Below are 24215 nucleotides of genomic sequence, written 5' to 3' on the forward strand. Positions count from 1 at the left end.
GCCGGTCGGTCCCCGGGCGCCGCCATGCTGTGCGGCGCCCGGGCGCCCCGATCGTCCGGCCCGCTCAGGCGCTGCCGATGTCCCGCCCGTCGGCGCGCCACGCGACCACGACGGACGGCCGTGGCACTCCGCCGTCGGGCCACCGGGAGAGGGGGTTCTCGAACGTCGACCCCTCCGCCTCCCCGGGGTGCTGGACGTGGACGAGGACGCGCTTCTCCTCCACCCACGGACCGCACGTCTCCGCACCGACCGGGACGGTGAGGAACTGCGTGACCTGCCCCCGGTGCGGAGCTTCCAGCGCGACGCCGAAGAGCCCGTCGTTGGAGCCGAGGGCGTTGCCGTCCGTGGCGATCCAGAGGTTGCCGTACCGGTCGAAGGTGACGTTGTCCGGGCACGAGATGGGTGAGACCTGGCTCTTGTCGAACCCGGCGAAGTAGGTGCTGGGGTCGTTCGGATCCCCGCACAGCAGCAGGATGCGCCAGGCGAACGACGTCGCCCCAGCGTCGTTGTTCCGCTCCTCGAGCTCGATGACGTGCCCGTGCCGGTTCTCCACGCGGGGGTTCGCCTCCTCCGGACCCGCGTACCCGGCCAGCCCCCGGTTGGTGTTGTTGGTCATCGCCATGTACACCCGCCCTGTCTGCGGGTGCGGCTCGATGTCCTCCGGCCGGTCCATCTTTGTGGCGCCGACACGGTCGCCGGCCTCGCGGACGAAGGTGAGCACCTCGATGCCATCCATCCCGGGCACGTGCGACACCGCCTCGCCCCCGCAGGAGGTGACCAACGGTATCCACTCGCCGCCGCCGTCGAACTCGCCGTCGGCGGGCACGTGGCCGTCGCCGGTGATCTCTCCCGGGGAGTCCCCGGTGAACCGCGCGACGTAGAGGGTGCCGTTGTCGAGCAGCGTGGCGTTGTGCCGGCGGCGGCCCTTGCGGTACCGGTCCCGGGAGACGAACTTGTAGACGTACTCGAAGCGCTCGTCGTCACCCATGTACGCCGCAGCCCGGCCGTCGGCCGTCAGCCGGATGGTCGCGCCCTCGTGCTTCATGCGCCCAAGGGCGCTGCGCTTGCGGGGTGTCGAGGCAGGGTCGTACGGGTCGATCTCGCACACCCAGCCGAACCGGTTCGGCTCGTTCGGCTCCTTGGCGAGGTCGAAGCGGTCGTCGAAGCGCTCCCACTTGCGGTCGCTCGCGCCCTCGTTGACCCCGTAGCGGCGCAGCCGCGCAGCCGCTGCCGGATCGCTGACCACCTCCGCGTTGGCGAAGTACTGGTTGAAGTTCTCCTCCCCCGTCAGCCACGTGCCCCACGGTGTCAGTCCGCCGGCGCAGTTGTTGAGCGTGCCCAGCACGGTCGTTCCGTCGGGGTCGGCGTGGGTGGACACCAGCGGCGCCCCGGCGACCGGCCCGGACATCCGGAACTCGGAGCGCACGGTGAACCGGCGGTTGAGCGGGTGGCCGACGACGGCGTCGAGCCCGCCGGACCGGCGCCCGCGCCGCTCACCCGTGAGGGCCACCACGCTGAGGCTGTGCGCCGCCCAGGCGATCTGGACCTGCTCGCGGGTGGGCGCGTCCGGGTTGTAGCCCGGGAACATGAGCTCCTCGTTGGTGTACTCGTGGTTGGCCACGAGCAGGAACGAGCCGCGGCCGCGCAGGGGCAGCAGCCCGAGGTAGTCGCAGTTGTAGCCGAACTGCCTCTCCTGCTTCTCCGCGCTCTGGTCCAGCGGGTCGAACTCGGGCACGCCCTCGAAGAGCGGGTCGCCCCAGCGGAGCACCACCTCGTGCAGGTACCCGGGCGGGACGGTCACGGCGTCGGCGGTGTTCGGCGGCACGGGGGTGAACCGCAGCCCGGGGGCGCCCGCGCCGTCCCCGCCTCCGCCCGCTCCGTGTGCGCCCGCCGTCGGGGCGGCGCCGGTGGCGCCCATCCCGGCGAGCGCCACGACGACGCCGGCCTGCAGGACGCTGCGGCGGGACACCACCCGGGCCACGACGTCGCCGAAGTACTCGTTGGCCGAGGTGTTGGGGATCTCGTGGAAGCAGGCGTCACCACAGCGATACCGGCACGTCATCGCCGACCGGCCGCCCGGGTGGGCACGGACGAGCGGCAGGAGCGTGCGCCGGGGGAGGGTCTCGCTCATCACATTCCTCACGTCGGCGTGAGAGCGCGCGGGCCGCGCGCCCGCCCCCGCGTCCGGGGTGTCGCGATCCTCGCCGTCCCGGCGTTACCGACGCGTTACGGACAGCGCGGCACGGCTCTCCGGCCGCCCGCGCCGCGCCATCAGCCCTCCTCGCCGATGTCCTCGTGCCACAGGTGCGGCTCCTCCGCCACGAAGGCGCGCATGAGGTCGGCGCACACCGGGTCGTCGAGGACCACGACCTCCACGCCCCGCTGCCGCAGCAGCTCCTCCCCGCCGCGGAACGTGCGGTTCTCGCCCACGACCACGCGCGGGATCCCGTAGAGCAGGATCGCTCCGGTGCACATGTCGCACGGCGACAGCGTGGTCACCATGGTGGCGCGCGCGTAGACGCTCGCGGGCAGCCGGCCGGCGTTCTCGAGGCAGTCCGTCTCGCCGTGGCGGATCACGCTCCCGTCCTGCACCCGCCGGTTGCGCCCGACGGCGAGCACCCGCCCGTCCACGACCAGGGCCGCCCCGATGGGGATGCCGCCCTCGGCGCGGCCGGCCCGGGCTTCGGCCAGCGCCGCGGCGAGCGCGTCGGCGTCCGTCGGTCGCGTCGTTCCCATGAGTCGATCCTGCCAGCGGGCCGGGCGCGGGTGACCAGTGCCACCGCGCGGATCCGTCCGTGCGGCGGGGGACCACCGGCGGACGGTGCGAGAATCCTCCGGTGCTCGGCCCCTACCGCCAGGTCCTCGCCCTCCCGGGCGCCCTGGCCTTCTCCGCCACGGGTCTGCTGGCCCGCCTCCCCGGGGGCATGGTGAGCATCAGCATCGTCCTGATGCTCGCGGCCCTCACCGGCTCCTACGGGCTGGCCGGCAGCGTCTCCGCGACCTTCGTCGTCGCGCAGGCGGTCTGCGCCCCGCAGCTCGCCCGGCTCGTCGACCGGCACGGCCAGGCCAGGGTCATGGTGCCGTCGGTCACCGTCAGCGCGCTGGGCCTCGCCGGGCTCACGGCCGCCGCGGTCGCCGGCGCGCCCAGCTGGACGTTGTTCGCGGCGGCGGTGCTGGCCGGCGCGACCATCGGATCCATGGGCGCCCTGGTGCGCGCCCGGTGGAGCCGTGCCGTGCACAACCCGGGCCAGCTGCATCGCGCGTTCTCGCTGGAGTCCGCGTTCGACGAGGGCACCTTCGTCCTCGGGCCGGTGATCGCCACGGCGCTGGCGACCTCGGTCGCCCCGTGGGCGGGCCTGGCGCTGGCTCTGGTCCTCGTCGCGGGGGGTGGCTACGCCTTTCTCGCCCAGCGGTCCACCGAGCCGCCGACGGCGGTGCTGACGGGTCGCTCCGGCCGCGGCTCCGTCATGCGCTCCAGCGCCATGGTGGGGCTCGTCGTCGTCTTCGTGTTCGCGGGCGGCATCTTCGGCGCCACCGACGTCGCCGTCGTGGCCTTCACCGCCGAGGCCGGTCGCCCGGGCGCGGCCGGGCTGCTGCTCGCAATCTTCGCGGGCGGCTCGATGATCGCCGGCCTCCTGTACGGCGCCAAGGTCTGGACCGGGCCCGCGTGGCGGCGCTTCCTGCTCGGCGTCGTGGTGCTCGCCGTCGGCTCGTCGTTGTTCCTGCTGGTCAACAGCCTCGGCGTGATGGCGGTGGTGATGTTCGTGACCGGCTTCGCGATCTCGCCGACGATCATCAACGGCAACTCGATCATCCAGCAGGTCGTCGCGAAGGAGCGCCTCACCGAGGGCCTGACGTTGCTGAGCACGGGCATCAACCTGGGCGTCTCGCTCGGCGCGTCCGTCGGCGGCACGATGATCGACCGGGCCGGCTCGTTCGGCGGGTTCGGCACGGTCACGGTCTGCGGGCTGCTCGCCGTCGTCGCCGCGCTCCTCACCGCCCCGGTGCTGCGGCGTCGTGCCACGGAGGTCCCGCACCTGCCGTGAGCTCGGGCCCCGGGCTGCAGGGGGCGGCCGGGGGCGGGAGATCGTCAGCGTCGTCTGACGAAGGAGTCGCCATGGCCCGCACCGTCGCCCAGCATCTCTTGGACCAGATGGTCGCCGCGGGGGTCCAACGGATCTACGGCATCGTGGGGGACTCGTTGAACCCGGTCGTCGACGCCGTGCGCCGCACGCGCGGGATCGAGTGGGTCCACGTGCGGCACGAGGAGTCCGCCGCCTTCGCCGCCGCGGCCGAGGCCGAGGTCACGGGCAGGCTGGCCGTGCGCGCCGGCTCCGGCGGTCCGGGGAGCATCCACCTGATCAACGGCCTCTACGACGCCAACCGCTCGCGGGTGCCGGTGCTCGCGCGCCCTCGATCACCTCCGGGCAGATCCGCGGCTTCGCCACCGCGGTCACCAAGCAGGTGCTCGGCGGCGCCATGGGCGAGGTCATGGCCATGGCCAGGTCGAACCTCCGCAACGTGCCGGCCGTGACCTCGGTGCGGCGCCGTCGCCGGGGGCCGGCCCGGCACCCACGCCGTCGCTGCGCGGCGCCGCCGGCCGCGGCGCCCGCGCGCGACGGAGCGGACCGTGTTGGACCCTGGGTCCGTGATCTGCCACACTCCTGCAACCTCGGCGTAACACCGGGGAAACAACTGCCTGATGCCATGACCTGGCAGAATCTTGACGTCACCGGCGCCCTGGAGGCCACCATGACCGCACGTCGGACCCGTATCGCCGTCGGGGCGGCAGCCGCCGCGCTGGTGCTGGCCGCGTGCGGTGGCGGGGGCAACGGCGAGGACGGCGGTGGTGACGGCGGTGGCGCCGCAGCGGGGGCCGAGTTCGACCTGGTCCAGGAGGGCACGCTGACGGCATGCTCGGACGTGCCCTACCCGCCGTTCGAGTTCGAGGACCCCAGTGCGCCCAGCGGCTACAGCGGCTTCGACATCGACCTGCTCTCGACGATCGCCGAGAACCTGGGCCTCGAGCTGGCCGTCCAGGACGTCAGCTTCGACGCCCTGCAGTCCGGCACCACGCTGGCCGCCGGGCAGTGCGACATCGGCGCCTCGGCGATGACCATCACGCCCGAGCGCGAGGCCAACCTCGACTTCACCGACCCCTACTACGACTCCCTGCAGTCGCTGCTGGTGCACAAGGACTCCGGCATCGAGTCCATCGACGACCTCGCCGGCAAGAACGTCGGCGTGCAGCAGGGCACCACCGGCCAGAGCTACGCCCAGGAGAACGCCACCGGCGCCAACATCTCGGCCTTCCCCTCCGACGGCGAGCTGTGGCCGGCGCTGCAGGCGGGCCAGATCGACGCGATCCTGCAGGACCAGCCGGTCAACGTCGAGCACGTCAAGGCCGACGAGAACTACGTGATCGTCGAGGAGTACGAGACCGGCGAGCAGTACGGCTTCGCCCTCGCCAAGGGGCAGAAGCCCGAGCTGCTCGAGGCCATCAACGCCGAGCTCGCCACGCTGCGCGAGGACGGCACCTACCAGGAGATCTACGACTCGTACTTCGCCGCCGACGAGTCCTGAGCCGGCCGGGGGTCGCCGTGCGCAAGACCACCAGGCGCCGCCTGTCACGCGGCGTGAACTACGCGATCTTCCTCGCCGTCGTGGTGATCGTCGTCGCGGCGATGGACTGGGAACGCGTGGCCAACCAGTTCTTCCGGCTGGACATCGCCCGGGAGCAGCTGCCGCAGATCATCACGATCGCGCTGAAGAACACGATCCTCTTCACGCTGATCGCCTTCTTCGGCGGCCTGGTGCTCGGCATCGTCATGGCGTTGCTGAAGCTCTCGCAGGTGGGGCCCTACCGCTGGTTCGCCACCGCGTACATCGAGGTCTTCCGCGGCGTCCCCGCGCTGCTCACCATCTTCGCCATGGCCTACATCGTGCCGATCGGCCTGGGTGTCCAGGTGCCGGGCGGCCAGATCGGGGCCGGGCTGCTCGGGCTCATCCTCGTGGCGTCGGCGTACATGGCCGAGGTGATCCGCGCGGGCATCCAGGCGGTGCCCAAGGGGCAGACGGAGGCAGCACGTTCGCTGGGCATGTCGCCCGCACGGACGATGTTCTGGGTGGTGCTGCCCCAGGGCTTCCGGATCATCATCCCTCCGATGACGAACGAGTTCGTCCTGCTCCTCAAGGACACGTCGCTGTTGTTCATCGTCGGGTCCACCGTCTTCACCAAGGAGCTGACCACCTTCGCGCGTGACGCGCTGACGACGAACGCCAACGGCACCCCGCTGATCATGGCGGCGATGCTCTACCTGCTGGTGACGATCCCGCTGACGCGCCTGGTGGCGGTGCTCGAACGGAAGATGGCGAGGACCCGATGACCGCACCCCTCGGCTCCGGCGCGGAGGTCACCACGCCGCCTCGCGACGTGCCCGCCATCGACATCCGGGACCTGCACAAGAGCTTCGGCGAGCACGAGGTGCTCAAGGGCATCAACCTGACGATCCAGCCGGGCGAGGTCGTCTGCGTCGTCGGCCCCTCCGGCTCGGGAAAGTCCACGCTGCTGCGCACGGTGAACCTGCTGGAGCAGCCCACCAGCGGCTCGGTGCACATCGAGGGGGTGGACATCCTCGATCCCGACGTCGACCTGGACCACATCCGCACCCGGATCGGCATGGTCTTCCAGCAGTTCAACCTCTTCCCGCACATGACCGTGCTCCGCAACCTCACCATCGCCCAGGAGCGGGTGCTGCGCCGCAAGCCGGCCGAGGCGAGGGCGGTGGCGCGGGCCGTGCTCGAGCGGGTCGGGCTCACTGACAAGGCGGCTGCGCACCCGGCGCAGCTCTCCGGCGGCCAGCAGCAGCGGGTGGCCATCGCGCGGTCGCTGTCGATGAACCCCGACATGATGCTCTTCGACGAGCCCACCTCCGCGCTCGACCCCGAGCTCGTCGGCGAGGTGCTCGAGGTGATGAAGGGCCTGGCGGCCGAGGGGATGACGATGATGGTGGTGACGCACGAGATGGGCTTCGCCCGGGAGGTCGGCAGCCGGCTGATCTTCATGGACGACGGCCTGATCGTCGAGGAGGGCACCCCCCGCGAGGTGCTGGCCGCCCCGCAGCACCCGCGCACACAGGCGTTCCTCTCCAAGGTCCTCTGACCGCGTCCAAGGTCCTGTGACCGCGTCCAAGGTGCTGTGACCGCGTCCGCGGTGCTGTGACCGCGGGACTTACCTGCCCTCTCCGGAGGCGTCGGCGGCCTGCCCGCGCCCGTGAGATCGGCCACTGACGCGCGGATCCATTTGGATGCCGTGGCCTCGCGGTGACAACGTCGGGGGGCGAGGGTCGCGCAGGAAGGTCAGGAACGATGGTGAACAGCAGCGCCAAGCATCTCGTCGTCATGGGGGTGGCCGGGTCGGGGAAGACCACCGTCGCCGAGCTCCTCGCCGAGCGTCTCGGCTGGCTGCGGGCCGAGGCGGACCAGTTCCACCCGCAGGCGAACATCGACAAGATGAGCGCGGGCACCCCGCTGACCGACGAGGACCGCTGGCCGTGGCTGCGGGCCATCCGGGCGTGGCTCGACGAGCAGGACGCCGCCGGCAGCAACGCCGTCGTCACCTGCTCCGCCCTCAGGCGGGCCTACCGCGACATCCTCGCCGGCCCCGACGGCGACGTCACCTTCGTGCACCTGAACGGCTCGCCGGAGCTCATCGCCGAGCGCATGGCCGCCCGCAAGGGGCACTTCATGCCCACGTCCCTGCTGCCCTCGCAGTTCAGCACGCTGGAGCCGCTCGCGGACGGGGAGAACGGCATCGCCCTGGACATCTCCGGCACCCCGGAGCAGATCGTCGACGAGATCCTCTCCAGGCTCGGCCTGCCCGGATGAGCACCGGCACGCTGGCGCCGGCCCGCGCGCCCCGCCTCGCGCCCACGGCCGTCCTCCTCGACCTCGACGGGACGCTCAGCCACTCCGGTCCGGTGATCACGCGGTGCGTGGCCGAGACGCTGGCCCGCCACGGCTACCCCGCCCAGACCCCCGAGGAGCTGCTGCGCTTCGTCGGCCCGCCCAGCCGGGAGGGCTTCGCCGAGTTCGGTGGCGTGCCGGAGGAGGAGCTGACCGCCGTGGTCGCCACCTACCGGACGATCTACCCGGAGCACATGCTCGAGGCCGAGCTCTTCCCCGGGGTGCCCGAGCTGGTCGGCCGGCTGCACGCCGCCGGCCTGCCACTCGCCGTGGCGACGTCGAAGCTGCGCCACCTCGCGGTCCGCATCCTCGAGGACGCCGGGCTCGCCGGGTACTTCTCCGTCATCTGCGGCGCCACGCCGGACGAGAGCCGCAGCACGAAGGCCGACATCGTCGAGGACGCCCTGGCGGGGCTGCGCGCGGCCGGCGCGGACGTCGGGGGCGCCGTCATGGTCGGAGACCGGCACCACGACGTCGACGGCGCCGCCACCCACGGCGTGCCCACCGTCCTGGTCGGGTGGGGCTACGGGCAGCCCGGCGAGGAACGGGGCGCCCGGGCGACGGCGGCGACCCCGGAGGAGCTCGCCGCGCTGCTGCTCGGCGCCGACGACGGCGCGAGCCCCGGCTAGGAGGCTGCTGAACAAGACGGCGTTCTTGTACCCGCGTGAGCAGAAGCGTGCGCGGGCAGGTCGCCTCACGGCCGTCTCGCGGCGGTCACAGCGCTGGGCTGGACGTCGAGGTCGGGCCTGCCCGTCGGATTCATGATGCGCCTGGCGGGCCCGTGCGGGCCGGGGCGGTGGTCCAGCCGGTCAGGCCGTGGCCATCACCCAGGCCCCGGCGGTGCGCTGCAGGCCGAGGGTGAGCAGCCGCTTGAGGTTGATGGCGGCGGCGCGGTGGTGGAGCCAGTGGTCGTTTTTGGCGATCCCGCGGTAGCGGACCTTGCGGTTGCCGCGGGTGAGCCAGGCGATGGAGCGTTCGACCATCGGCCGCCAGGTGCGGTAGGTCTGCTGGAACTCGGGTTGCTGGGCCCGGGCGCGGTGCGCGCGCTGGAGCGCGTCGTGGGGGTGCAGGTCGAGCTGGCGGCCGCGCGCGGCGGTGGTGCAGCGCGCCCGGAGCGGGCAGCCGCGGCAGCCGGCCCCGAAGGTGACCTTGCGCTTGGCACTGATCTTCCGGGTCAGCCCGTTCGGGCAGGTCACGGTGCCGGCGGCCTGGTCGACGGTGAAGTCCTCGAGCGTGAACCCGCCCGGGATGGCCGGGCGCAACGGCCAGGGCTTGATGATCGCCGTGTGCCCGGCCGCCTCCAGGGCGGCCAGCGCCTCGCCGGTGCCGTAGGCGGAGTCGGCGAGGACCTCGACCGGGACCTGCGCGACGACGGGCGCCTCGCCGGCCTCCGCGGCCTCGAGGCTCGCGGCGCTCTCGGGGTTCTCCGGGCTCGCGGCGCTCTCGGGGTTCTCCGGGCTCGCGGTGCTCTCGGTGGTCTCGGGGCTCAGGGTGGTGTCGGTGGCCAGCAGGTCGACGCCGACCGCGCCGTCGGCGGACTCGGCCCCGGCGGCCTTGGTCAGCTTGGTGGCGGTGATCAGCCCGGTGGCCGGCTCCACCACGACATGGGCCTTGAACCCGTTACGGCGCTGATGGACGGTCTTATGGGCGTGCCGGGTCTGGGGATCGACGGTGGAGATGACCCGGTCGTAGGCCACCTTGCGGGCGATGCGCCAGCGCCCGTCCGTGCCGTCGCTGCCCTCGGCGGGCTCGACGTCCTGACCCGCGACCACCGCCAGCAGCGCCACGACCTGCGCCTGGTCCTCGGGCAGCGCATCGACGTCGAGGTGGTCCAGCAGCGCCAGCGCATCGGTGACCAACGCCGAGACGAGCTCGTCCCGGGCGGCCGGGTCGTCCCAGGCGATCCGCGGCTTACCCGGCGAGCTGTAGTCGTGCCGGGTGCAGTGCGCCGCGACCGCCTTCTTGCCGCCGGTGACCTCGCGGGCGACCCGGCGGATCGCGGCGATCAGCTGGGTCACGGTGTCCTGGGTGGCGACCGCGTCCTCCAGCACCGTGGAGTCCAGCGCCCGCCGGGTCTTGCCCGTCAGGATCCCGGTCTCCAAAACCACCGCGTTCACGGCCTCGAAGATCCGGTACGGCCGCCGGCTCGCGGCGAGGCGGCGGCGCCAGTACGTCAGCGTGGTCGGATGGAACGCCGGCGCCTGCACCGGCAGACCGCACGCCGCCTTCCACCGCAGGTCGAACGTGACCGCCTCGGCCGCCTCCCGGTCCGACAGCCCGTTCAGCGTCTGCAGCACCAGCACCGTGGCGACCACGTCCGCCGGCACCGACGGGCGCCCGCGCGCCGAGCGGAACAGGTCCGCGAACAACTCCTCCGGGAACAACGCCAGCCGGTGCTCGGCCAAGAACGCGTACACGCTGCCCGGCTCAAGCAGCTCACCGGCCATCGACTCCGCGTCGAACAGATCCCGCTGATCTCTCGAGCTCGCCCCTGCATGCCCCAAGCGTTCCCGAACCGCACACCAAGACCGGGCAGGGACACGCATTGTTCAGCAGTCTCCTAGCGCTCACCGGCGGCGGTGACCCGCTGGCCGCGGGCCCATCCCGCTGCGGCGGCGCTCATGATGTGCGGGACGGCGGCGCCGTCAGCCGCCCGGCGGGCGTCGCGAGGTCGGCGTCGCGCAGCTCGTGCCAGACCTCCATCACCACCGCCCTGGCGTGGCGCTCGGCCGCCTCCTCGTCCCGCGCGCTCACGGCGCGGGCGACCGCCTCGTGGTGGTCCAGCGACGCCGGGGCCGGCTCGGCCGGGGTCAGGTGCAGGTGCGTGCGGCCCGCGAGGACCTCGGTGATCACGTCCTGCATCGCCAGGAACAGGTCGTTCTCGCTCGCCTCGAGCAGCAGGCCGTGGAAGGCGATGTCGGCCGCGAGGTACTCGGGCTGGTCCCCCTGGCCCGCCTCCCCAAGCTCCCGGATGCGCGCCGCGAGCTCCGCCAGCCGTTCCCCGACGGCGGGCCCCGCCTTGCGGGCGGCCAGCCGCGCCGCCGTCGGCTCCAGCGCCAGGCGCAGCTCGGTGAGCCGGTGCAGCTGCAGGTCCCGCTCCGGCCCGCACAGCCGCCAGCGCACCACCCGCGGGTCGAGCACCGTCCAGCCGGCAGGGGGCCGCACCCGCACCCCGACGCGGCGGCGGGACTCCACCATGCCGAGGGACTCGAGGACCCGCACCGCCTCGCGCACGACCGTGCGCGAGACGCCGAACCGCTCCTCCAGGGATGCGAGCGTCACCACGCTCCCGGCGGGCAGCCTCGCGTGCGCGATCTCCTGACCGAGCCGGTCCAGCACGTCGCTGTGCAGCACCGGTGCCGTCATCGTGACCTCCTTGTTCCCCTGGCGTCTGGCCCGCCCGGGACAGCGCACCTCGGCCCGTCGGGAATGCCCGTCCGCTAGTTGGTTTGTCAATGATGTGACCATTGTGTCAGGGTGGTCGGCACCACACCAGGGCCGTCCGGCATGCGACCACTGTCGCCGCGAGACCGCGGCCCTGGCCCCGACAACGCCGGCCCGCCGCGAGGCGGACCGGTCGAGAACTGGGCGGCGGCCACCACGGGTGGGCCCGTCCACGACAACGGAGTTATCCATGGAAGAGTGGACTCAGACCCTCGGAGCGGGTCCCCTGCTCGGGATCGCGGCCGCCGCCATCGCGCTGCTGCTGGTCCTGGTCATCAAGTTCAAGATGCACGCGTTCCTCACGCTCATCCTGGTCTCGCTGCTCACGGCGTTCGCCGCCGGCATCCCGACCAACCTCATCGTCGACACCGCGGTGAGCAGCTTCGGCGGCACGCTCGGCTCGGTCGCGCTGCTCATCGGCCTCGGCGCCATGCTCGGCAAGATGGTCGAGCACAGCGGCGGCGCGAAGGTGCTGGCCGACAAGCTCGTCGACGCCTTCGGCCACCGGCGGGCACCGTTCGCCCTCGGCCTGGCCTCGCTGATCATGGGCTTCCCCATCTTCTTCGACGCCGGCCTGGTCGTCATGCTGCCCATCATCTTCGCGGTCGCCCGCCGCCTCGGCGGGGGCAACGTGCTGCTCTACGGCATCCCGGCAGCGGCCGCGTTCTCGGTGATGCACGTCTTCGTGCCCCCGCACCCCGGCCCGGTCGCCGCGACCGAGCTCTACGGCGCCAACCTCGGGCTGGTGCTGCTCGTCGGCCTGGTCATGGCCTTTCCGGTCTGGTACGTCTCCGGTTACCTCTGGGGCAAGCGCGTCGGCACCAAGTACGTCATCCCGGTCCCGGCCCTGTTCGGGTCCGTGGACGAGGACCAGCCCAAGAACCCCCCGCGCGTCGGCACGGTCATCGCGATGCTGCTGCTGCCGCTGGTGCTCATCTTCCTGAACACCGGCCTGGACTTCCTGCGTGCCGCCGGGGTCGTCTCGGCCGACGCCACCTGGTTCCAGGTCCTCTCGGCCCTGGGCGAGTCTCCGGTGGCGCTCCTGATCTCGGTCCTCGTCGCCACCGTCGTGCTCGGCACCCGCCGCGGCGAGAACGGCACCGCCCTGGAGAAGGTGCTCGACTCCTCGCTCGGCCCCGTCGCCTCGGTCACCCTCATCACCGGCGCGGGCGGCATGTTCGGTGGCATCCTGCGCGCCTCGGGCATCGGCGACGCCCTCGCGAACTCGCTGGACAACCTCGGGCTGCCGGTGATCGTCGCCGCGTACGTCATCGCCGTCATCCTGCGCGTGGCGCAGGGCTCGGCCACCGTCGCCCTCGTGACCGCGGCGGGCCTCATGGCGCCGGCCGTCGCCGCCGGTGACTACAGCGTCATGCAGATCGTCGCCGTCACCCTGGCCACCGCCGCCGGCTCGGTCTTCGCCGGGCACGTCAACGACTCGGGCTTCTGGCTCGTCGGCCGCCTGATGGGGATGGACGTCAAGACCACCCTGAAGACCTGGACGGTCCAGCAGGCCCTGGAGTCGGTGCTCGGCTTCGCCGTCGCCCTCGCCGTCTTCCTGATCTTCTGAGGAGCGGGATGGGCAACATCTTCGACATCTCGGGCCGGCTGGCCCTGGTCACCGGCTCCTCCCGCGGCCTGGGCAACGCCCTCGCCACCGGGCTCGCCGAGGCCGGCGCCCGCGTCGTCCTCCACGGCCGCGACCGGGACGCGCTCGCCGCGGCCGCGGACCGGATCGCCGAGGCCACGGGCACGGCCCCCGCGGGGACCGCCACGTTCGACGTCACCGACGTCGAAGCCGTCGAGGCGGGCGTCGCCGAGCTGGTTGCCGAGCACGGCGTGCCCGACATCCTGGTCAACAACGCCGGGATCCAGCGCCGGGCGCCGTTCACCGAGTTCCACCCGAAGGACTGGGACGACATCGTCGCCACCAACCTCTCGAGCGCGTTCTACGTCTCCCGGCAGGTCTCGCGGGGGATGGCCGAGCGCGGCTCGGGCAAGATCGTCAACATCGGCTCGGTCCAGTCGATGCTGGCGCGGCAGACCATCGCCCCGTACTCGGCCACCAAGGGCGGCGTCGTCATGCTCACCAAGGGCATGGCCGCCGACCTCGCGCGGTTCAACATCCAGGTCAACGCCATCTCCCCCGGCTACTTCGCCACCGAGATGAACAAGGCCCTCGTCGAGGACGAGGCCTTCAACGCCTGGGTGATCGGCCGGACCCCCGCCCAGCGGTGGGGGAGGTTCGAAGAGCTCGTCGGCACGCTGGTGTACCTGGCGTCCGACGCCTCGAGCTTCGTCTCCGGGCAGAACATCTTCGTCGACGGCGGCATGACGTCCGTCGTCTGACCGCCCGGTTGGGTGGGGCGGCCCATCCGCCACGCCCACCCGGCCGCCGAGGGCCCCTCGACACGTCGATGGCCACTCCTGCAGCTGCAGCCCTCGACGTGTCGAGGCGCCCTCGCGGTGCCCACACCGCCCGGCGCCGCCCCCGGCACCCGGCCCCTCCGACCCACCCCGGCCCCTCCGCCCCACCCCACCCCGCCCGACGACGCGCCGGGCACCGCAGAAGGAAGTTGTCATGAAGGCCATCGTCATCAACGGCAAGCTCGACCTGCAGGAGGTCGACGTCCCCACCCCTGAGCCCGGCGAGGGCCAGGTCCGCCTGCGCATGGCGTTCGGCGGCATCTGCGGCTCGGACCTGCACTACTACAACGAGGGCGCCAACGGCGAGTACGTCGTCCGGGAGCCCCTCGTGCCCGGGCACGAGATGTCCGGCACCGTCGACCTCGACCCCTCCGGCGAGCTCGCCCCCGGCACGCCGGTGACCATCCACCCGGCCACCTTCGGCACCCCGGAGCCCGGCGTGGAGGACCGCCGGCACCTGTGGCCGGGCGGCTCCTACCTGGGCAGCGCCTCCACGTGGCCGCACACCCAGGGCGGCATGAGCGAGTACCTCGTGGTGGGCAAGGACATGGTCCGCGTGCTGCCCGGCTCCCTGCCCCTGCGCCGCGCCGCGCTCGCCGAGCCCCTCGCCGTCGCGCTGCACGGCATCAACGTCGCCGGCGGGGTGGAGGGCCGGCGCGTCCTAATCTCCGGCTCCGGCCCGATCGGTCTGCTCGCCGCCGCCGCGGCGCTGGCCAAGGGCGCCGCCCAGGTGGTGTCCACGGACGTGCTGCCCGGCCCGCTCGAGCGGGCCCGCGCCCTGGGTGTCCACGGCACCGTCCAGGTCGGCGTGGAGGAGATCCCCGCGATGGCCTTCGACGTCGTGCTGGAGTGCTCCGGGGTGCCGGCAGCCATCAGCCCCGCGCTGGTCGCGGCGCGCCGCGCCGGCATCGTCGTCCAGGTCGGGATGGTCCCCAACGAGCCCCGGCCCATCAACCTCGCCGCGCTGGTGTCCAAGGAGTTGCAGCTGCGCGGCACCTTCCGGTTCGACGACGAGATCGACGAGGCCGTCGCCCTGCTCGACGCCAACCCCGGCTTCGAGCAGGTCATCACCCACGAGCTGCCCGCCGACCGGGCCGTCGAGGCCTTCGCCGCCGCCAAGGACTCGGCCTCGTCCGGCAAGGTGCTCGTCTCACTCTGGCGGCCCGCCGACCATGCCTGACCCGAAGAAGCGTCCATGAAGATCGTCATCACCGACCTCGACCACGCCTCGGCCGACGTCGAGCGCGAGGTCGCCGCGACCGCCGGCGCCGAGCTGGTGCTCACCCAGGGCACCGACCCGGCGGAGGTGGTCGCCAACGCCGCCGGCGCGGACGGGCTGCTGGTGCAGTACGCCGCCATCACCGCCGAGGTGCTCGACGCCCTGCCCAGCGTCCGGGCGGTCGGCCGGTACGGCGTCGGGGTCGAGACGGTCGACGTCGACGCCGCCACCGCCCGCGGCGTCGCCGTGTGCAACGTGCCCGACTACGGCACGGAGGCGGTCTCGGACCACGCCGTCGCGCTGGCCCTGACGGTCGGCCGCGGCATCGGCACGCTCGACCGCAACCTGCGCGCCGGGGTCACCGACCTGACCCCGGCGCTGCCGGTGCACCAGTTCGCCGGGCGCATCTTCGGCGTGCTCGGCTACGGCGCCATCGGCAGGGCCACCGCCCGCAAGGCCGCCGGCGTCGGCTTCGAGGTGATCGTCACCGACGCCACCCTCGCCCCGGGGACCGCGACGCCCGAGGGGTACGAGGTCGTCGGCCAGGGCGAGCTGCTGCGCCGCGCGCAGGTGCTGTCGGTGCACGTGCCGCTCGTGCCCAGCACCCGGCACCTCCTCGACGCCGCGGCCCTGGCCACCATGCGGCCGGACGCCATCGTCGTGAACACCTCCCGGGGCGGCGTGGTGGACACCGACGCCCTCGTCGCGGCGCTGGCCGAGGGGCGGATCCTCGGGGCGGGCCTGGACGTCTTCGAGACCGAGCCGCTCCCCGCCGACCACCCGCTCACCCGGTTCGACCGCGTGGTGCTCACCCCGCACGCGGCGTTCTACTCCGAGGAGTCCTACGCCGAGCTCAAGCGGCGCACCATCGGGAACGTCGTCGACGTGCTCGCCGGCCGGACGCCCCGCAACATCGTGAACCCGGGGGTGCTCCGCGGCGGGTGAGCCGGTTCCCCGCTCCACGCGGGCCGCAAGGACCCCCGTCGCTCAGAGCAGCAGGTTGGCGGCGGCCACCACGGTCAGCACCAGGACGAGACGCTCGAACACCGCCCGCGGCAGGCGCCGCGCCAGCGGCCGCCCGACCAGGGCGCCGACCACGACGGCGGGCGCGAGGACCGCGTCCAGGAGCAGCGACTCCCGCGTGATGAGCCCGAGCGAGGCCGAGAAGGGCAGCTTGGCGAGGTTGATCGCGAAGAAGAACAGCGCCGCGGTGCCGAGGAACATCGCCACCGAGAACCGCGACGCCAGGAGGTACAGCGACATCACGGGCCCGCCGGCGTTGGCCACCATGGTCGTGAAGCCGGCGAGCACGCCGTAGCCGCCGGCCCGCAGCCGCGCGAGCCGGCCCCGCCGCGGCGCGGGCTCCGCGCCCGGCAGCGCGCCGCCGTCCTGCCGCCCGCGGCCCGCCCGCCGGCCCGCGAGCGGCACCGCCACGAGGGCCAGGAGCACAGCGCCGATCACCCGGCGGACCATGTGGTCGCCGGCGACGGCGAGGAACCCCGTCCCGGCCAACACGCCGAGCAGCACGGCGGGCGCCAGCCGCCGCAGCGTCGGCCAGTCGGCGTGGGCGCGGTACGACCGCACGGCGAAGAGGTCTCCCACCAAGAGGAGCACGAGCAGCGCCCCGGTGGATGCCTTCGCCGGGAGGACGGCGGCGAACACGGCGACGGAGATCGTGCCGGCGCCCGGCACGGCGGTCTTGCTCAGCCCGACCAGGGCGGCCGCTCCCCCAGCAACGCCCAGGAGAGGGCCGACAGCTCTGGCACCCCGCAAGCATGCCGCACAGGTACCGCGGGCTCGGCATCGGTCCGCCGTGCCGCCCGCGAGCCGGCGCGGCGCCCCCCGGCGTCGACCTGCGCGCCCACCCGGCTGGCACACCGCGTGCCTCGCCGTCCAGCGTCCGCTTGCGCCGCCGCGTCCCTCTCGCGCCCGGGCCGCGTCAACGTCCGCGGGCAACGATCGGGCAACGATCCCTGCGCCCCGGCAACGATCCCGCATCGATTACCGGACGACCGGCGCTTTGTGATCCGTCCGAAACATCGGCCGCCTAGGTTGGCGAAGCCCCCGGCCGCGCGGCGCGCCGCTCCGGAGGCCTGCACGTCTTCAGGGGGAAGGACTGCCATGCAAACTCGGTTCCGCACGACGGCCGTGGGCGCGCTCGCCGCCGCGCTCCTGGCGACGGCCCCGGTCCCGGCCGCCGCGGCCCCGGCGCCGCCCGCACCCGCGGCCCCGGCGCCGCCCGCACCCGCGCCCGCCCCCGCGGCTCCCGCCGTCGCCGACGACGACGGCGCGCCCTACCCGCGCCAGGCGCCGCTCGCCGAGCCCGCCCCCGACGCCGACGACGCCTCCCTGGACCGCGGCGCGCTCGCCTACCACGAGATCGCCCCCGCGCTCAACGACCTCATGGCCGCCTCCGACCTGGTCTCCGCCGAGGTCGTCGGCGAGTCGACGCAGGGGCGGGAGATCTACCTCGTCACGGTCACCGCGCCGGAGACCGCCGCCGAGAGCGCGCAGCAGGACGCCTGGCGCGAGGCGGTCAAGCACTCCCCCGCCGCGGCGGCCGCCGACCCGGCGCTGGCGGAGGGCTACAAGCTGCCGGTGTGGTTCAACGGCAACATCCACGGCAACGAGTGGGAGGGCACCGACGCGACCCTGGCGTTCGTGGAGGACCTGGTCGGCGACGTCGCCGCCGGCGACCCGGCCGCCACCGCACTGCTGGAGGACCACCGCCTGTACTTCACCGTCGCCAACAACCCCGACGGGCGGGTGGCCGGCACCCGCGCCACCGCCCTCAACCTGGACCCCAACCGCGACTTCGTCACCTCCACCACCCCCGAGACGCGCGTCGTGCGCGGCCTCGCGGACGACCTCCAGCCGGCGTTCTTCGTGGACCTGCACGGCTACACCGGCGTGCTCCAGGTGGAGCCCACCGGCCCGCCGCAGGGCGAGAACTACGAGCACGACCTGCTGATGCCGCACGCCTATGCCGCCGCGCTGCGCATCGAGGAGGACGTCGTCGCCGCGGGCATCGAGGGCAACCCCCTCACCCCCGCCGGCGGCATCCGCATCCCCTACCGCGACATCGCCGACGGCTGGGACGGCTGGCCGCCCGTCTTCACCGCGCAGTACGTGGCCTTCCAGGGCGCCATCGCCTACACCGTGGAGCTGCCGCTGGGCCGCACCGCCGACCGGGCGGAGAGCGCCCGCCGCACCAGGGTGAACACGACCGTGGGCGAGCAGGTCATCGGCTCCACCACCGCCTACGTGGCCGAGCACCGCGGGGACCTCCTGGGTAACCAGATCGAGATCTTCCGGCGCGGCCTCGCGGGCGAGCCGCTGCGGCAGATCCCGGCGCAGCCGGACGGCGCCGACTACCCCGGCCCGGACCAGTGGGCCGCCGAGTGGGACGCGGCCGACGTCACCGGCACCACCTTTCCCCGCGCGTACGTCGTCCCGCGCGGCGAGCGCCAGGCCTCCGAGACGAACGCAGCGACGCTGGTCGACCACCTCCTGGCGCACGGCGTGGAGGTGGACGCCGCCGCGGCGCCGTTCACCGCGGGCGGCGTGCGCTACCCGGCCGGCTCGTACGTGGTCGACATGCACCAGCCGCTCCGCGGCCTGGCGAACGTGCTCCTGGCGGACGGCTCCGACGTCTCCGGCCGCGTGCCGTCGATGTACGACATCTCGGCGTGGAGCCTGGGCCGGCTGTGGGGCGCGACCGTGACCCCCGTCGGGGACACCACCGGGGCCCCGATCGGCGTGGTGACCACCCCGGTGCTGGCGGCCGCCCCGACCGGGTCGGCGCCGGCCGGCGGCCACCTGCGCGTGCAGGTGGGCGGCGCGGCGGAGGTCACCGCGGTCAACGCGCTGCTCGACGCCGGCGTCCGGGTGACCGCCACCGGCGACGGCGCCGTCGTCGTCCGGCCCGAGGACGCCGCCGCGGCGCGGCCGGTGCTGGCGGTGCACGGCGTGACGGCCACGCGCACGGACGCCCGCGCCCTGCGCGGCCCCACGAAGCCGCTGGCGGACCTTCGGGTGGGCTACACCTCCGCCGCCGCGTACGGCGGGGAGGATCTGCTCACGCTCACCGAGCTCGGCTTCGACGCCGTCCGCGTCACGGCCCAGAACCTCTCAGACGGCGGCGTCGACCTCGCCGAGGTCGACGTGCTCTGGCTCGGCGCGCCCCTGCGGTTCGGCCCCGGTCAGGAGGCTGGTCGCAGGCAGGTGGCCGACTACCTCGCCGCGGGCAAGGGCTTCGCCGGCCGGGCGGAGGCCGGCGCCGCGCTGGCCGCCGACTTCGGCGTCCTCGACGTCGGCGTCGTCACCGCGCCCGGCGCCGCCAACGGGATCGTCGCGGTGCAGACCCCCGACGACGGACTCCTGGGTGCGACCGCCCGGTCCTCGGCGTTCGCGTACGCGCCGAGCTACTTCACCGACCTGGGTGAGAACGTCACGGTCGAGCAGGCCTACGCGCTCGATCCGCTGGTGAGCGGGCACTGGCGCCCCCGCCCGGACGGCACCGGCGGACCGGACGACGCCGCGGGGCAGCCCTCGGTCGTCTCGGCGGTCTCCGCCACCGGGGCGCGGGCGGTGCTCTTCGGGACCCATCCCACGTTCCGCACCCACCCGCGCGGGATGTGGACGGACCTCGCCACCGCCCTGTTCTGGGCCGGTCCGGACGGCGAGCGGGCACCCGGCGCGGCCACGCCCCGGACGGAGCCGGCGCCGCTGGGCGTCATCCCCGCGGACGCCGGGCCGGACTGCCCGCCCTCCGCGGGACCGAACCAGTCCGACCGCTGGGACACCTGCGCCTGACGACGCTCCCGGGCACGATCGCCGCGGCGTCAGGACACCGCCGCTCCCGTCGAGGCCGGCCGTGCTGCAGGGTGGACCCGCCGTCCCCCAGCGCGCCGAAAATGGCCGCTGCGCGGCTAGAATCGAAGCCGGTGATTCCGGCACCGCTCCGAGCACGACGAGGTGATCTCTTGGCGTCCCCTACCACGCCGGACGTGCTGTGCATCGGCGAGGCGATGGCCCTCGTCGCGCCCACCGACGGCAGGTCCCTGGCGTCGACCCAGCAGGTCGAGCTCACGTTTGCCGGCGCCGAGTCGAACGTCGCCCACCACCTGGCCGACCTCGGCGTGCCGACCGCCTGGGTGAGCGCCCTGGGCGCCGACGCCCTGGGTGACCGCATCGTCGAGGCGCTGGCCGCGGCCGGTGTCGACGTGCGATGGGTCGACAGGCGCCCCGGCGCCCCGACCGGCGTCTTCTTCAAGGATCCCGGTCCGGAGGGCACCCGGGTCCTGTACTACCGCGCGGGGTCGGCCGCCAGCACCCTCGGGCCGGCGGACGCGGGGCGCTGGCCCCTGGAGGGCGCCCGGCTGATGCACCTCTCGGGCATCACGCCCGCGTTGTCACGGACCTGCGCGTATCTCACCGACACGCTCCTCGACCGTGCCCGCGAGATCGGCATGACCGTCTCCTTCGACGTCAACCACCGGCCGCCGCTGTGGCGCGACGGCGCCGCGGCCGAGCAGCTGCACCGCCTCGCCCAGCGCGCTGACCTCGTGTTCGTGGGTCGTGACGAGGCGGAGAGCCTCTGGGGGACCGCATCGGCGGAGGACGTCGCCGCGCTGCTGACTGGACCGTCGGTGCTCGTGGTCAAGGACGGGGACCGGGAGGCGGTGGAGTTCGACCGGCGCGGCGGCGCACCCCGGGTGACCCGTGCGCCGGCCCGCCGGGTCGCCGTGGTGGAGCCGGTCGGCGCCGGGGACGCATTCGCCGGGGGGTACCTCGCGGCCTTCCTCCGGGGCGACGACGCCGAGGACCGGCTGGCCCTGGGCCACTCCCTGGCGGCGTGGACGCTGGGGACCAGCGCGGACTACCGTCCTGGGCACGGGCCGGCCGTACGACCGCACACCGACGACGAGCAGGACGGCGCATGAGCACGGACACCCAGCCCACAGCCAGCTGGTTCGACGAGGCGTTCACGGAGCGCGACGTCATGGTTATCCTCCGCGGACGCTCACCCGGAGCGACGGCATCGTTGTGCCACCGCGCATGGGACCTCGGCATCGCGCAGGTGGAGGTGCCCGTCCAGTCCCCGGACGCCATGCCCAGCTTGCTCGCGGCCATCGCCGCGGGTGCCGAAAGGGGTCGGCAGGTGGGGGCCGGGACCGTGACGAGCGTGGAACAGCTGGAGATGGTGGCGAACGCCGGCGTCTCCTTCACCGTCGCCCCGGGGCTGGACGAGGACGTCATCCGCTGGAGCACCGATCACGGCCTGCCGCACCTGCCGGGGGTGAGCACCCCCAGCGAGATCCAGCGCGCGCTGCGCCTGGGCTCGCCCTGGCTGAAGGTCTTCCCCGCTTCGGTGCTCGGACCCGAGTGGTTCCGCGCCGTCCGCGCCCCGTTCCCACACCTGCGCATGGTGGCGACCGGCGGCGTGACGACGGACACCGCCCGCCGCTACCACGACGCAGGCGCGCGGGTGATCTCGCTGGGGTCTGCGCTGGAGGACGAGCGGCAGCTCGAGGCGCTCCCGGAACTGCTCAGGAGATGACCACCTCGGCCTCGCCGACGCTGGCGCAGCAGGTGATGGAGGCGCTCGCGCGGGAGATCGTCGCCGGACGCCGGCCCCCCGGCGCCGTGCTGCGCATCGAGGATCTCCAGCGCGAGCACGGCGTTTCCCGCACGGTGGTGCGCGACGCCCTGCGCGCCATGGAGTCCCTCCATATGGTCAGCGCCCGCCGCAGCATCGGCGTGACGGTCCAGCCCACGACGGAGTGGAACGTCTTCGCGCGCGACGTCGTGCGCTGGCGGCTGGAGAGCGAGGGCGTCGAACGGCAGATGCGGTCCCTCACCAGCCTGCGCGCCGCCGTCGAGCCGATGGCCGCGTCACTGTCGGCCACCGCGGCGCCGCCGAGCGTGTCCGCCGAGCTCGTGGCGCTCACCGACGGGATGCGGGCCGCTGCCGCAGCCGGGGACCTCGACCGCTTCCTGGAGCTGGACCTGCGTTTCCACTCGATGATCCTGCGCAGCTGCGGCAACGAGATGTTCGCCGCCCTGGACGAGCCGATCGCCGAGGTACTGCGCGCACGCCACGAGAAGAACCTCATGCCGAGCAGGCCCCGGGACATCCCCGTGCTGCTGCACATGCTCGTCGCCGCGGCCATCCGCGACGGCGACCCGGCGACGGCGGAGAGCGCCATGCGTCAGATCGTCGCCGAGGTGCAGTCCATCGTGGACCGCCGCCGGGCCGACGGCTGATGGAGCACGACGGCCCGGGCACGACGCCGCCGGCCCCCACGAGGGCCCGGCGTCGCATGTGTCACCCCTTCGTCGCCCCGGCCGTCAGCCCGGAGACGATGTACTGCTGGGTGAACAGGGCCATCACCATCACCGGCAGGGTGATGATCACCGACGCCGCCATGAGCCCACCCCAGTCGATGCTCGAGTAGGCGATGAAGTTGAAGATCGCGACGGGCAAGGTCCGGGTCGCCTCGCCCGAGAGCACCAGCGCGAACAGGAAGTTGTTCCAGGAGAAGATGAACGCCAGGATCGATGCCGTCGCGATGCCCGGGACCGCGAGGGGCAGGGCGATCTTGCGGAAGACCCCGATGTTCGACAGGCCGTCGACGCGGCCGGCCTCCTCCAGCTCCTGCGGGATGCCCTCGAAGAACGACAGCATGATCCACGCGATGAGGGGCAGGGTGACGAACATGTGGGAGATCACCAACGGTACGTAGCCGCCGACCAGCCCCAGCCGGGAGAACACGAAGTACCACGGCACCAGCAGCGAGACGCCGGGGATGATGCGCGCCAGCAGCAGGGCCCCGGACGCGCGGTGCATCCCGTAGCGGGCCATGGCGTAGGCCGCGGGAACCCCGACGACCAGCGAGATGGCCGTCGAGACCACGCCGACCACCAGCGAATTCCAGATGAAGGGCAGGAAGTTCTGCTCGGTCAGGACGTTGCGGAAGTTGTCCATCGTCGGGCTGAACGTGAACATCGCCGAGGGGTCGGTGATGTCCAGGCTCGTCTTGAACGCCGACAGCAGCATCCACAGCAGCGGGAACAAGAAGACCGCGATGACGACGGCGATCGCGATCGCCCGCCACAGCTGGGCCTGGTACCGGCGGCGGCTCCTGCTCGCCGCCTGGACGGGCCGGCCCTGCCCGGCGGTGCGAGCCTTCTTGGGGGTCAGCGTGGTCATCGGGAACCTGCCCTGGAGATGCGGAAGAGGAGCCACGCGAAGAACACGATGAGGAGGAAGAACACCACCAGCACCGCGGACGCCATGCCGTAGTCGTTGTACTCGAAGGACATCGAGTAGGCCAGGATGTTCAGCGTCTCCGCCTCGTGCAGCGAGCCGCCTCCGCGGCCCTTCGTCGCGTAGAGGAGGTCGAACGTCTTCAGCGCGTCGATGCTGCGAAGCAGCACGGCCGTGACGATGGCCGGCAGGAGCATGGGCAGCGTGACGTGCCGCAGGCGCTGCCAGGCGTTCGCGCCGTCCACCAGCGCCGCCTCCTCCGGCTCCTCGGGAAGCGTGGACAGGCCGGCCAGCAGGATGAGGGCGACCATCGGCGTCCACTGCCAGATGTCGACGAACATCAGCGTCGGCAGCGCCTGATCGGGGTCGGAGATCCACCCCTGCGCAGGCACGTTGAACCAGCCGAGGAACTCGTTGGCGAAGCCGATGGTGGGCTCGAAGATGAGCAGCCACATCATGGCGACCGCGACCGGGGTGGCCACGAGCGGCAGCAGGATCACCACGCGCACGAAGCCCTGGCCCCCGAAGGGCTTGCGCAGCAGCAGCGCGATGGCCAGGCCCAGGACGAGCTCGACGAGCACCGCGCCGGCGGTGAAGGCCAGCGTGCGCCACACCGCCGGCCAGAAACGCGGGAATGCCGTGAGCATCTCCGCGAAGTTGTCCAGGCCGATAAAGGAGAACTCGCGCTGGATGGACCCGCGGGCGTCTGTGAGGGAGAGCACCACGGTGTAGATGACCGGGAACAGGATCATGCCTGCCGTGAACACCAGCGCCGGAAGGGTGAAGACCCACTTGACGTGCCGGTTGGCCCAGGCGTTCAGGGCGGCCAGAGGCCCCGCACCGGTGCTGCGGGGCCTCTGCGTCGTCGAGACGGAAGACATGCGCGTC

The 24215-nt window shown here is 73.1% G+C and carries 21 protein-coding genes and 2 pseudogenes; 15 read left to right on the forward strand and 8 right to left on the reverse strand.

What is annotated here, in order from left to right:
• Positions 1-64: 64 nt before the first annotated feature.
• On the reverse strand, positions 65-2131 hold the full coding sequence (locus tag ACF0H8_RS00520; RefSeq protein ID WP_395287042.1) for a PhoX family protein: 2067 nt from the start codon (positions 2129-2131) through the stop codon (positions 65-67).
• Between the two features lie 140 nt (positions 2132-2271).
• Positions 2272-2736: a nucleoside deaminase gene (locus ACF0H8_RS00525; RefSeq protein ID WP_395287043.1), complete on the reverse strand. Its 465-nt coding sequence runs from the start codon at positions 2734-2736 to the stop codon at positions 2272-2274.
• Between the two features lie 101 nt (positions 2737-2837).
• Here ACF0H8_RS00525 and ACF0H8_RS00530 point away from each other — a divergent pair, with 101 nt between their 5' ends.
• From ACF0H8_RS00530 to ACF0H8_RS00560, 7 genes and pseudogenes are all read left to right on the forward strand, one after another.
• Complete coding sequence (locus ACF0H8_RS00530) at positions 2838-4046, forward strand: MFS transporter (RefSeq protein WP_395287044.1); 1209 nt, start codon at positions 2838-2840, stop codon at positions 4044-4046.
• 71 nt (positions 4047-4117) lie between these two features.
• A pseudogene (locus tag ACF0H8_RS00535) lies at positions 4118-4471 on the forward strand (thiamine pyrophosphate-binding protein); the annotation flags it as partial.
• A gap of 236 nt (positions 4472-4707) precedes the next feature.
• Positions 4708-5583, forward strand: a complete 876-nt coding sequence (locus ACF0H8_RS00540) for a basic amino acid ABC transporter substrate-binding protein (protein ID WP_395287045.1) — start codon at positions 4708-4710, stop codon at positions 5581-5583.
• 17 nt (positions 5584-5600) lie between these two features.
• A complete protein-coding gene (locus ACF0H8_RS00545) occupies positions 5601-6386 on the forward strand; it encodes an amino acid ABC transporter permease (RefSeq protein ID WP_395287046.1) in 786 nt (261 codons plus the stop codon).
• On the forward strand, positions 6383-7162 hold the full coding sequence (locus ACF0H8_RS00550; RefSeq protein ID WP_395287047.1) for an amino acid ABC transporter ATP-binding protein: 780 nt from the start codon (positions 6383-6385) through the stop codon (positions 7160-7162). Before ACF0H8_RS00545 ends, ACF0H8_RS00550 begins: the two co-directional genes overlap by 4 nt.
• A gap of 206 nt (positions 7163-7368) precedes the next feature.
• Positions 7369-7887 (forward strand): gluconokinase, encoded by a 519-nt coding sequence (locus ACF0H8_RS00555; protein ID WP_395287048.1) that lies wholly within the window; start codon positions 7369-7371, stop codon positions 7885-7887.
• Positions 7884-8594: an HAD hydrolase-like protein gene (locus tag ACF0H8_RS00560; protein WP_395287049.1), complete on the forward strand. Its 711-nt coding sequence runs from the start codon at positions 7884-7886 to the stop codon at positions 8592-8594. The genes ACF0H8_RS00555 and ACF0H8_RS00560 overlap by 4 nt, the downstream gene beginning before the upstream one ends.
• Positions 8595-8774: 180 nt before the next feature.
• On the opposite strand, the gene ACF0H8_RS00565 is transcribed toward ACF0H8_RS00560, so the two are convergent.
• The 3 genes and pseudogenes from ACF0H8_RS00565 to ACF0H8_RS00575 all read right to left on the reverse strand — a co-directional run bounded on the left by ACF0H8_RS00565 (position 8775) and on the right by ACF0H8_RS00575 (position 11331).
• The gene (locus tag ACF0H8_RS00565; RefSeq protein ID WP_395290784.1) at positions 8775-9161 is read right to left on the reverse strand and encodes a transposase; all 387 of its coding nucleotides are present in this window, start codon (positions 9159-9161) and stop codon (positions 8775-8777) included.
• 297 nt (positions 9162-9458) lie between these two features.
• A pseudogene (locus ACF0H8_RS00570) lies at positions 9459-10462 on the reverse strand (transposase); the annotation flags it as partial.
• 122 nt (positions 10463-10584) lie between these two features.
• On the reverse strand, positions 10585-11331 hold the full coding sequence (locus ACF0H8_RS00575; RefSeq protein ID WP_395287050.1) for a FadR/GntR family transcriptional regulator: 747 nt from the start codon (positions 11329-11331) through the stop codon (positions 10585-10587).
• 268 nt (positions 11332-11599) lie between these two features.
• Here ACF0H8_RS00575 and ACF0H8_RS00580 point away from each other — a divergent pair, with 268 nt between their 5' ends.
• The 4 genes from ACF0H8_RS00580 (at position 11600) to ACF0H8_RS00595 (ending at position 16000) form a co-directional block, all read left to right on the forward strand.
• The gene (locus ACF0H8_RS00580; RefSeq protein ID WP_395287051.1) at positions 11600-12979 is read left to right on the forward strand and encodes a GntP family permease; all 1380 of its coding nucleotides are present in this window, start codon (positions 11600-11602) and stop codon (positions 12977-12979) included.
• Between the two features lie 8 nt (positions 12980-12987).
• On the forward strand, positions 12988-13758 hold the full coding sequence (locus tag ACF0H8_RS00585; protein ID WP_395287052.1) for an SDR family oxidoreductase: 771 nt from the start codon (positions 12988-12990) through the stop codon (positions 13756-13758).
• Positions 13759-13990: 232 nt separating this feature from the next.
• Positions 13991-15016: an L-idonate 5-dehydrogenase gene (locus ACF0H8_RS00590; protein WP_395287053.1), complete on the forward strand. Its 1026-nt coding sequence runs from the start codon at positions 13991-13993 to the stop codon at positions 15014-15016.
• Positions 15017-15031: 15 nt separating this feature from the next.
• Positions 15032-16000: a C-terminal binding protein gene (locus ACF0H8_RS00595; protein WP_395287054.1), complete on the forward strand. Its 969-nt coding sequence runs from the start codon at positions 15032-15034 to the stop codon at positions 15998-16000.
• A gap of 42 nt (positions 16001-16042) precedes the next feature.
• On the opposite strand, the gene ACF0H8_RS00600 is transcribed toward ACF0H8_RS00595, so the two are convergent.
• A complete protein-coding gene (locus ACF0H8_RS00600; protein ID WP_395287055.1) occupies positions 16043-16747 on the reverse strand; it encodes a sulfite exporter TauE/SafE family protein in 705 nt (234 codons plus the stop codon).
• Positions 16748-17176: 429 nt separating this feature from the next.
• On the opposite strand from ACF0H8_RS00600, the gene ACF0H8_RS00605 reads away from it, so the two are divergent.
• From ACF0H8_RS00605 to ACF0H8_RS00620, 4 genes are all read left to right on the forward strand, one after another.
• Entirely contained in the window at positions 17177-19870 is a 2694-nt protein-coding gene (locus tag ACF0H8_RS00605; RefSeq protein WP_395287056.1) for a M14 family zinc carboxypeptidase, read from the forward strand.
• Between the two features lie 170 nt (positions 19871-20040).
• Positions 20041-21000: a sugar kinase gene (locus ACF0H8_RS00610; protein WP_395287057.1), complete on the forward strand. Its 960-nt coding sequence runs from the start codon at positions 20041-20043 to the stop codon at positions 20998-21000.
• Positions 20997-21617 carry a bifunctional 4-hydroxy-2-oxoglutarate aldolase/2-dehydro-3-deoxy-phosphogluconate aldolase gene (locus ACF0H8_RS00615; RefSeq protein WP_395287058.1) on the forward strand — a complete coding sequence of 207 codons (621 nt, stop codon included), beginning with the start codon at positions 20997-20999 and terminating at the stop codon, positions 21615-21617. Before ACF0H8_RS00610 ends, ACF0H8_RS00615 begins: the two co-directional genes overlap by 4 nt.
• Positions 21614-22324 (forward strand): FadR/GntR family transcriptional regulator, encoded by a 711-nt coding sequence (locus tag ACF0H8_RS00620; RefSeq protein ID WP_395287059.1) that lies wholly within the window; start codon positions 21614-21616, stop codon positions 22322-22324. Before ACF0H8_RS00615 ends, ACF0H8_RS00620 begins: the two co-directional genes overlap by 4 nt.
• A gap of 61 nt (positions 22325-22385) precedes the next feature.
• Here ACF0H8_RS00620 and ACF0H8_RS00625 read toward each other — a convergent pair whose 3' ends face one another.
• Positions 22386-23270 (reverse strand): carbohydrate ABC transporter permease, encoded by an 885-nt coding sequence (locus ACF0H8_RS00625; protein ID WP_395287060.1) that lies wholly within the window; start codon positions 23268-23270, stop codon positions 22386-22388.
• Positions 23267-24208, reverse strand: a complete 942-nt coding sequence (locus tag ACF0H8_RS00630; protein ID WP_395287061.1) for a carbohydrate ABC transporter permease — start codon at positions 24206-24208, stop codon at positions 23267-23269. Before ACF0H8_RS00630 ends, ACF0H8_RS00625 begins: the two co-directional genes overlap by 4 nt.
• Positions 24209-24215 lie beyond the last annotated feature (7 nt).

Source organism: Georgenia sp. AZ-5 (assembly GCF_043952095.1).
In the GTDB taxonomy this organism is placed as follows: domain Bacteria; phylum Actinomycetota; class Actinomycetes; order Actinomycetales; family Actinomycetaceae; genus Georgenia.

Bases quoted from the DNA above. Each gene is read 5' to 3' on its own strand.
- ACF0H8_RS00520 (WP_395287042.1), bottom strand. From the start codon at position 2,131: ATGAGCGAGACCCTCCCCCGGCGCACGCTCCTGCCGCTCGTCCGTGCC.
- ACF0H8_RS00525 (WP_395287043.1), bottom strand. From the start codon at position 2,736: ATGGGAACGACGCGACCGACGGACGCCGACGCGCTCGCCGCGGCGCTG.
- ACF0H8_RS00540 (WP_395287045.1), top strand. From the start codon at position 4,708: ATGACCTGGCAGAATCTTGACGTCACCGGCGCCCTGGAGGCCACCATG.
- ACF0H8_RS00550 (WP_395287047.1), top strand. From the start codon at position 6,383: ATGACCGCACCCCTCGGCTCCGGCGCGGAGGTCACCACGCCGCCTCGC.
- ACF0H8_RS00555 (WP_395287048.1), top strand. From the start codon at position 7,369: ATGGTGAACAGCAGCGCCAAGCATCTCGTCGTCATGGGGGTGGCCGGG.
- ACF0H8_RS00560 (WP_395287049.1), top strand. From the start codon at position 7,884: ATGAGCACCGGCACGCTGGCGCCGGCCCGCGCGCCCCGCCTCGCGCCC.
- ACF0H8_RS00575 (WP_395287050.1), bottom strand. From the start codon at position 11,331: ATGACGGCACCGGTGCTGCACAGCGACGTGCTGGACCGGCTCGGTCAG.
- ACF0H8_RS00580 (WP_395287051.1), top strand. From the start codon at position 11,600: ATGGAAGAGTGGACTCAGACCCTCGGAGCGGGTCCCCTGCTCGGGATC.
- ACF0H8_RS00585 (WP_395287052.1), top strand. From the start codon at position 12,988: ATGGGCAACATCTTCGACATCTCGGGCCGGCTGGCCCTGGTCACCGGC.
- ACF0H8_RS00590 (WP_395287053.1), top strand. From the start codon at position 13,991: ATGAAGGCCATCGTCATCAACGGCAAGCTCGACCTGCAGGAGGTCGAC.
- ACF0H8_RS00595 (WP_395287054.1), top strand. From the start codon at position 15,032: ATGAAGATCGTCATCACCGACCTCGACCACGCCTCGGCCGACGTCGAG.
- ACF0H8_RS00605 (WP_395287056.1), top strand. From the start codon at position 17,177: ATGCAAACTCGGTTCCGCACGACGGCCGTGGGCGCGCTCGCCGCCGCG.
- ACF0H8_RS00615 (WP_395287058.1), top strand. From the start codon at position 20,997: ATGAGCACGGACACCCAGCCCACAGCCAGCTGGTTCGACGAGGCGTTC.
- ACF0H8_RS00620 (WP_395287059.1), top strand. From the start codon at position 21,614: ATGACCACCTCGGCCTCGCCGACGCTGGCGCAGCAGGTGATGGAGGCG.
- ACF0H8_RS00625 (WP_395287060.1), bottom strand. From the start codon at position 23,270: ATGACCACGCTGACCCCCAAGAAGGCTCGCACCGCCGGGCAGGGCCGG.
- ACF0H8_RS00630 (WP_395287061.1), bottom strand. From the start codon at position 24,208: ATGTCTTCCGTCTCGACGACGCAGAGGCCCCGCAGCACCGGTGCGGGG.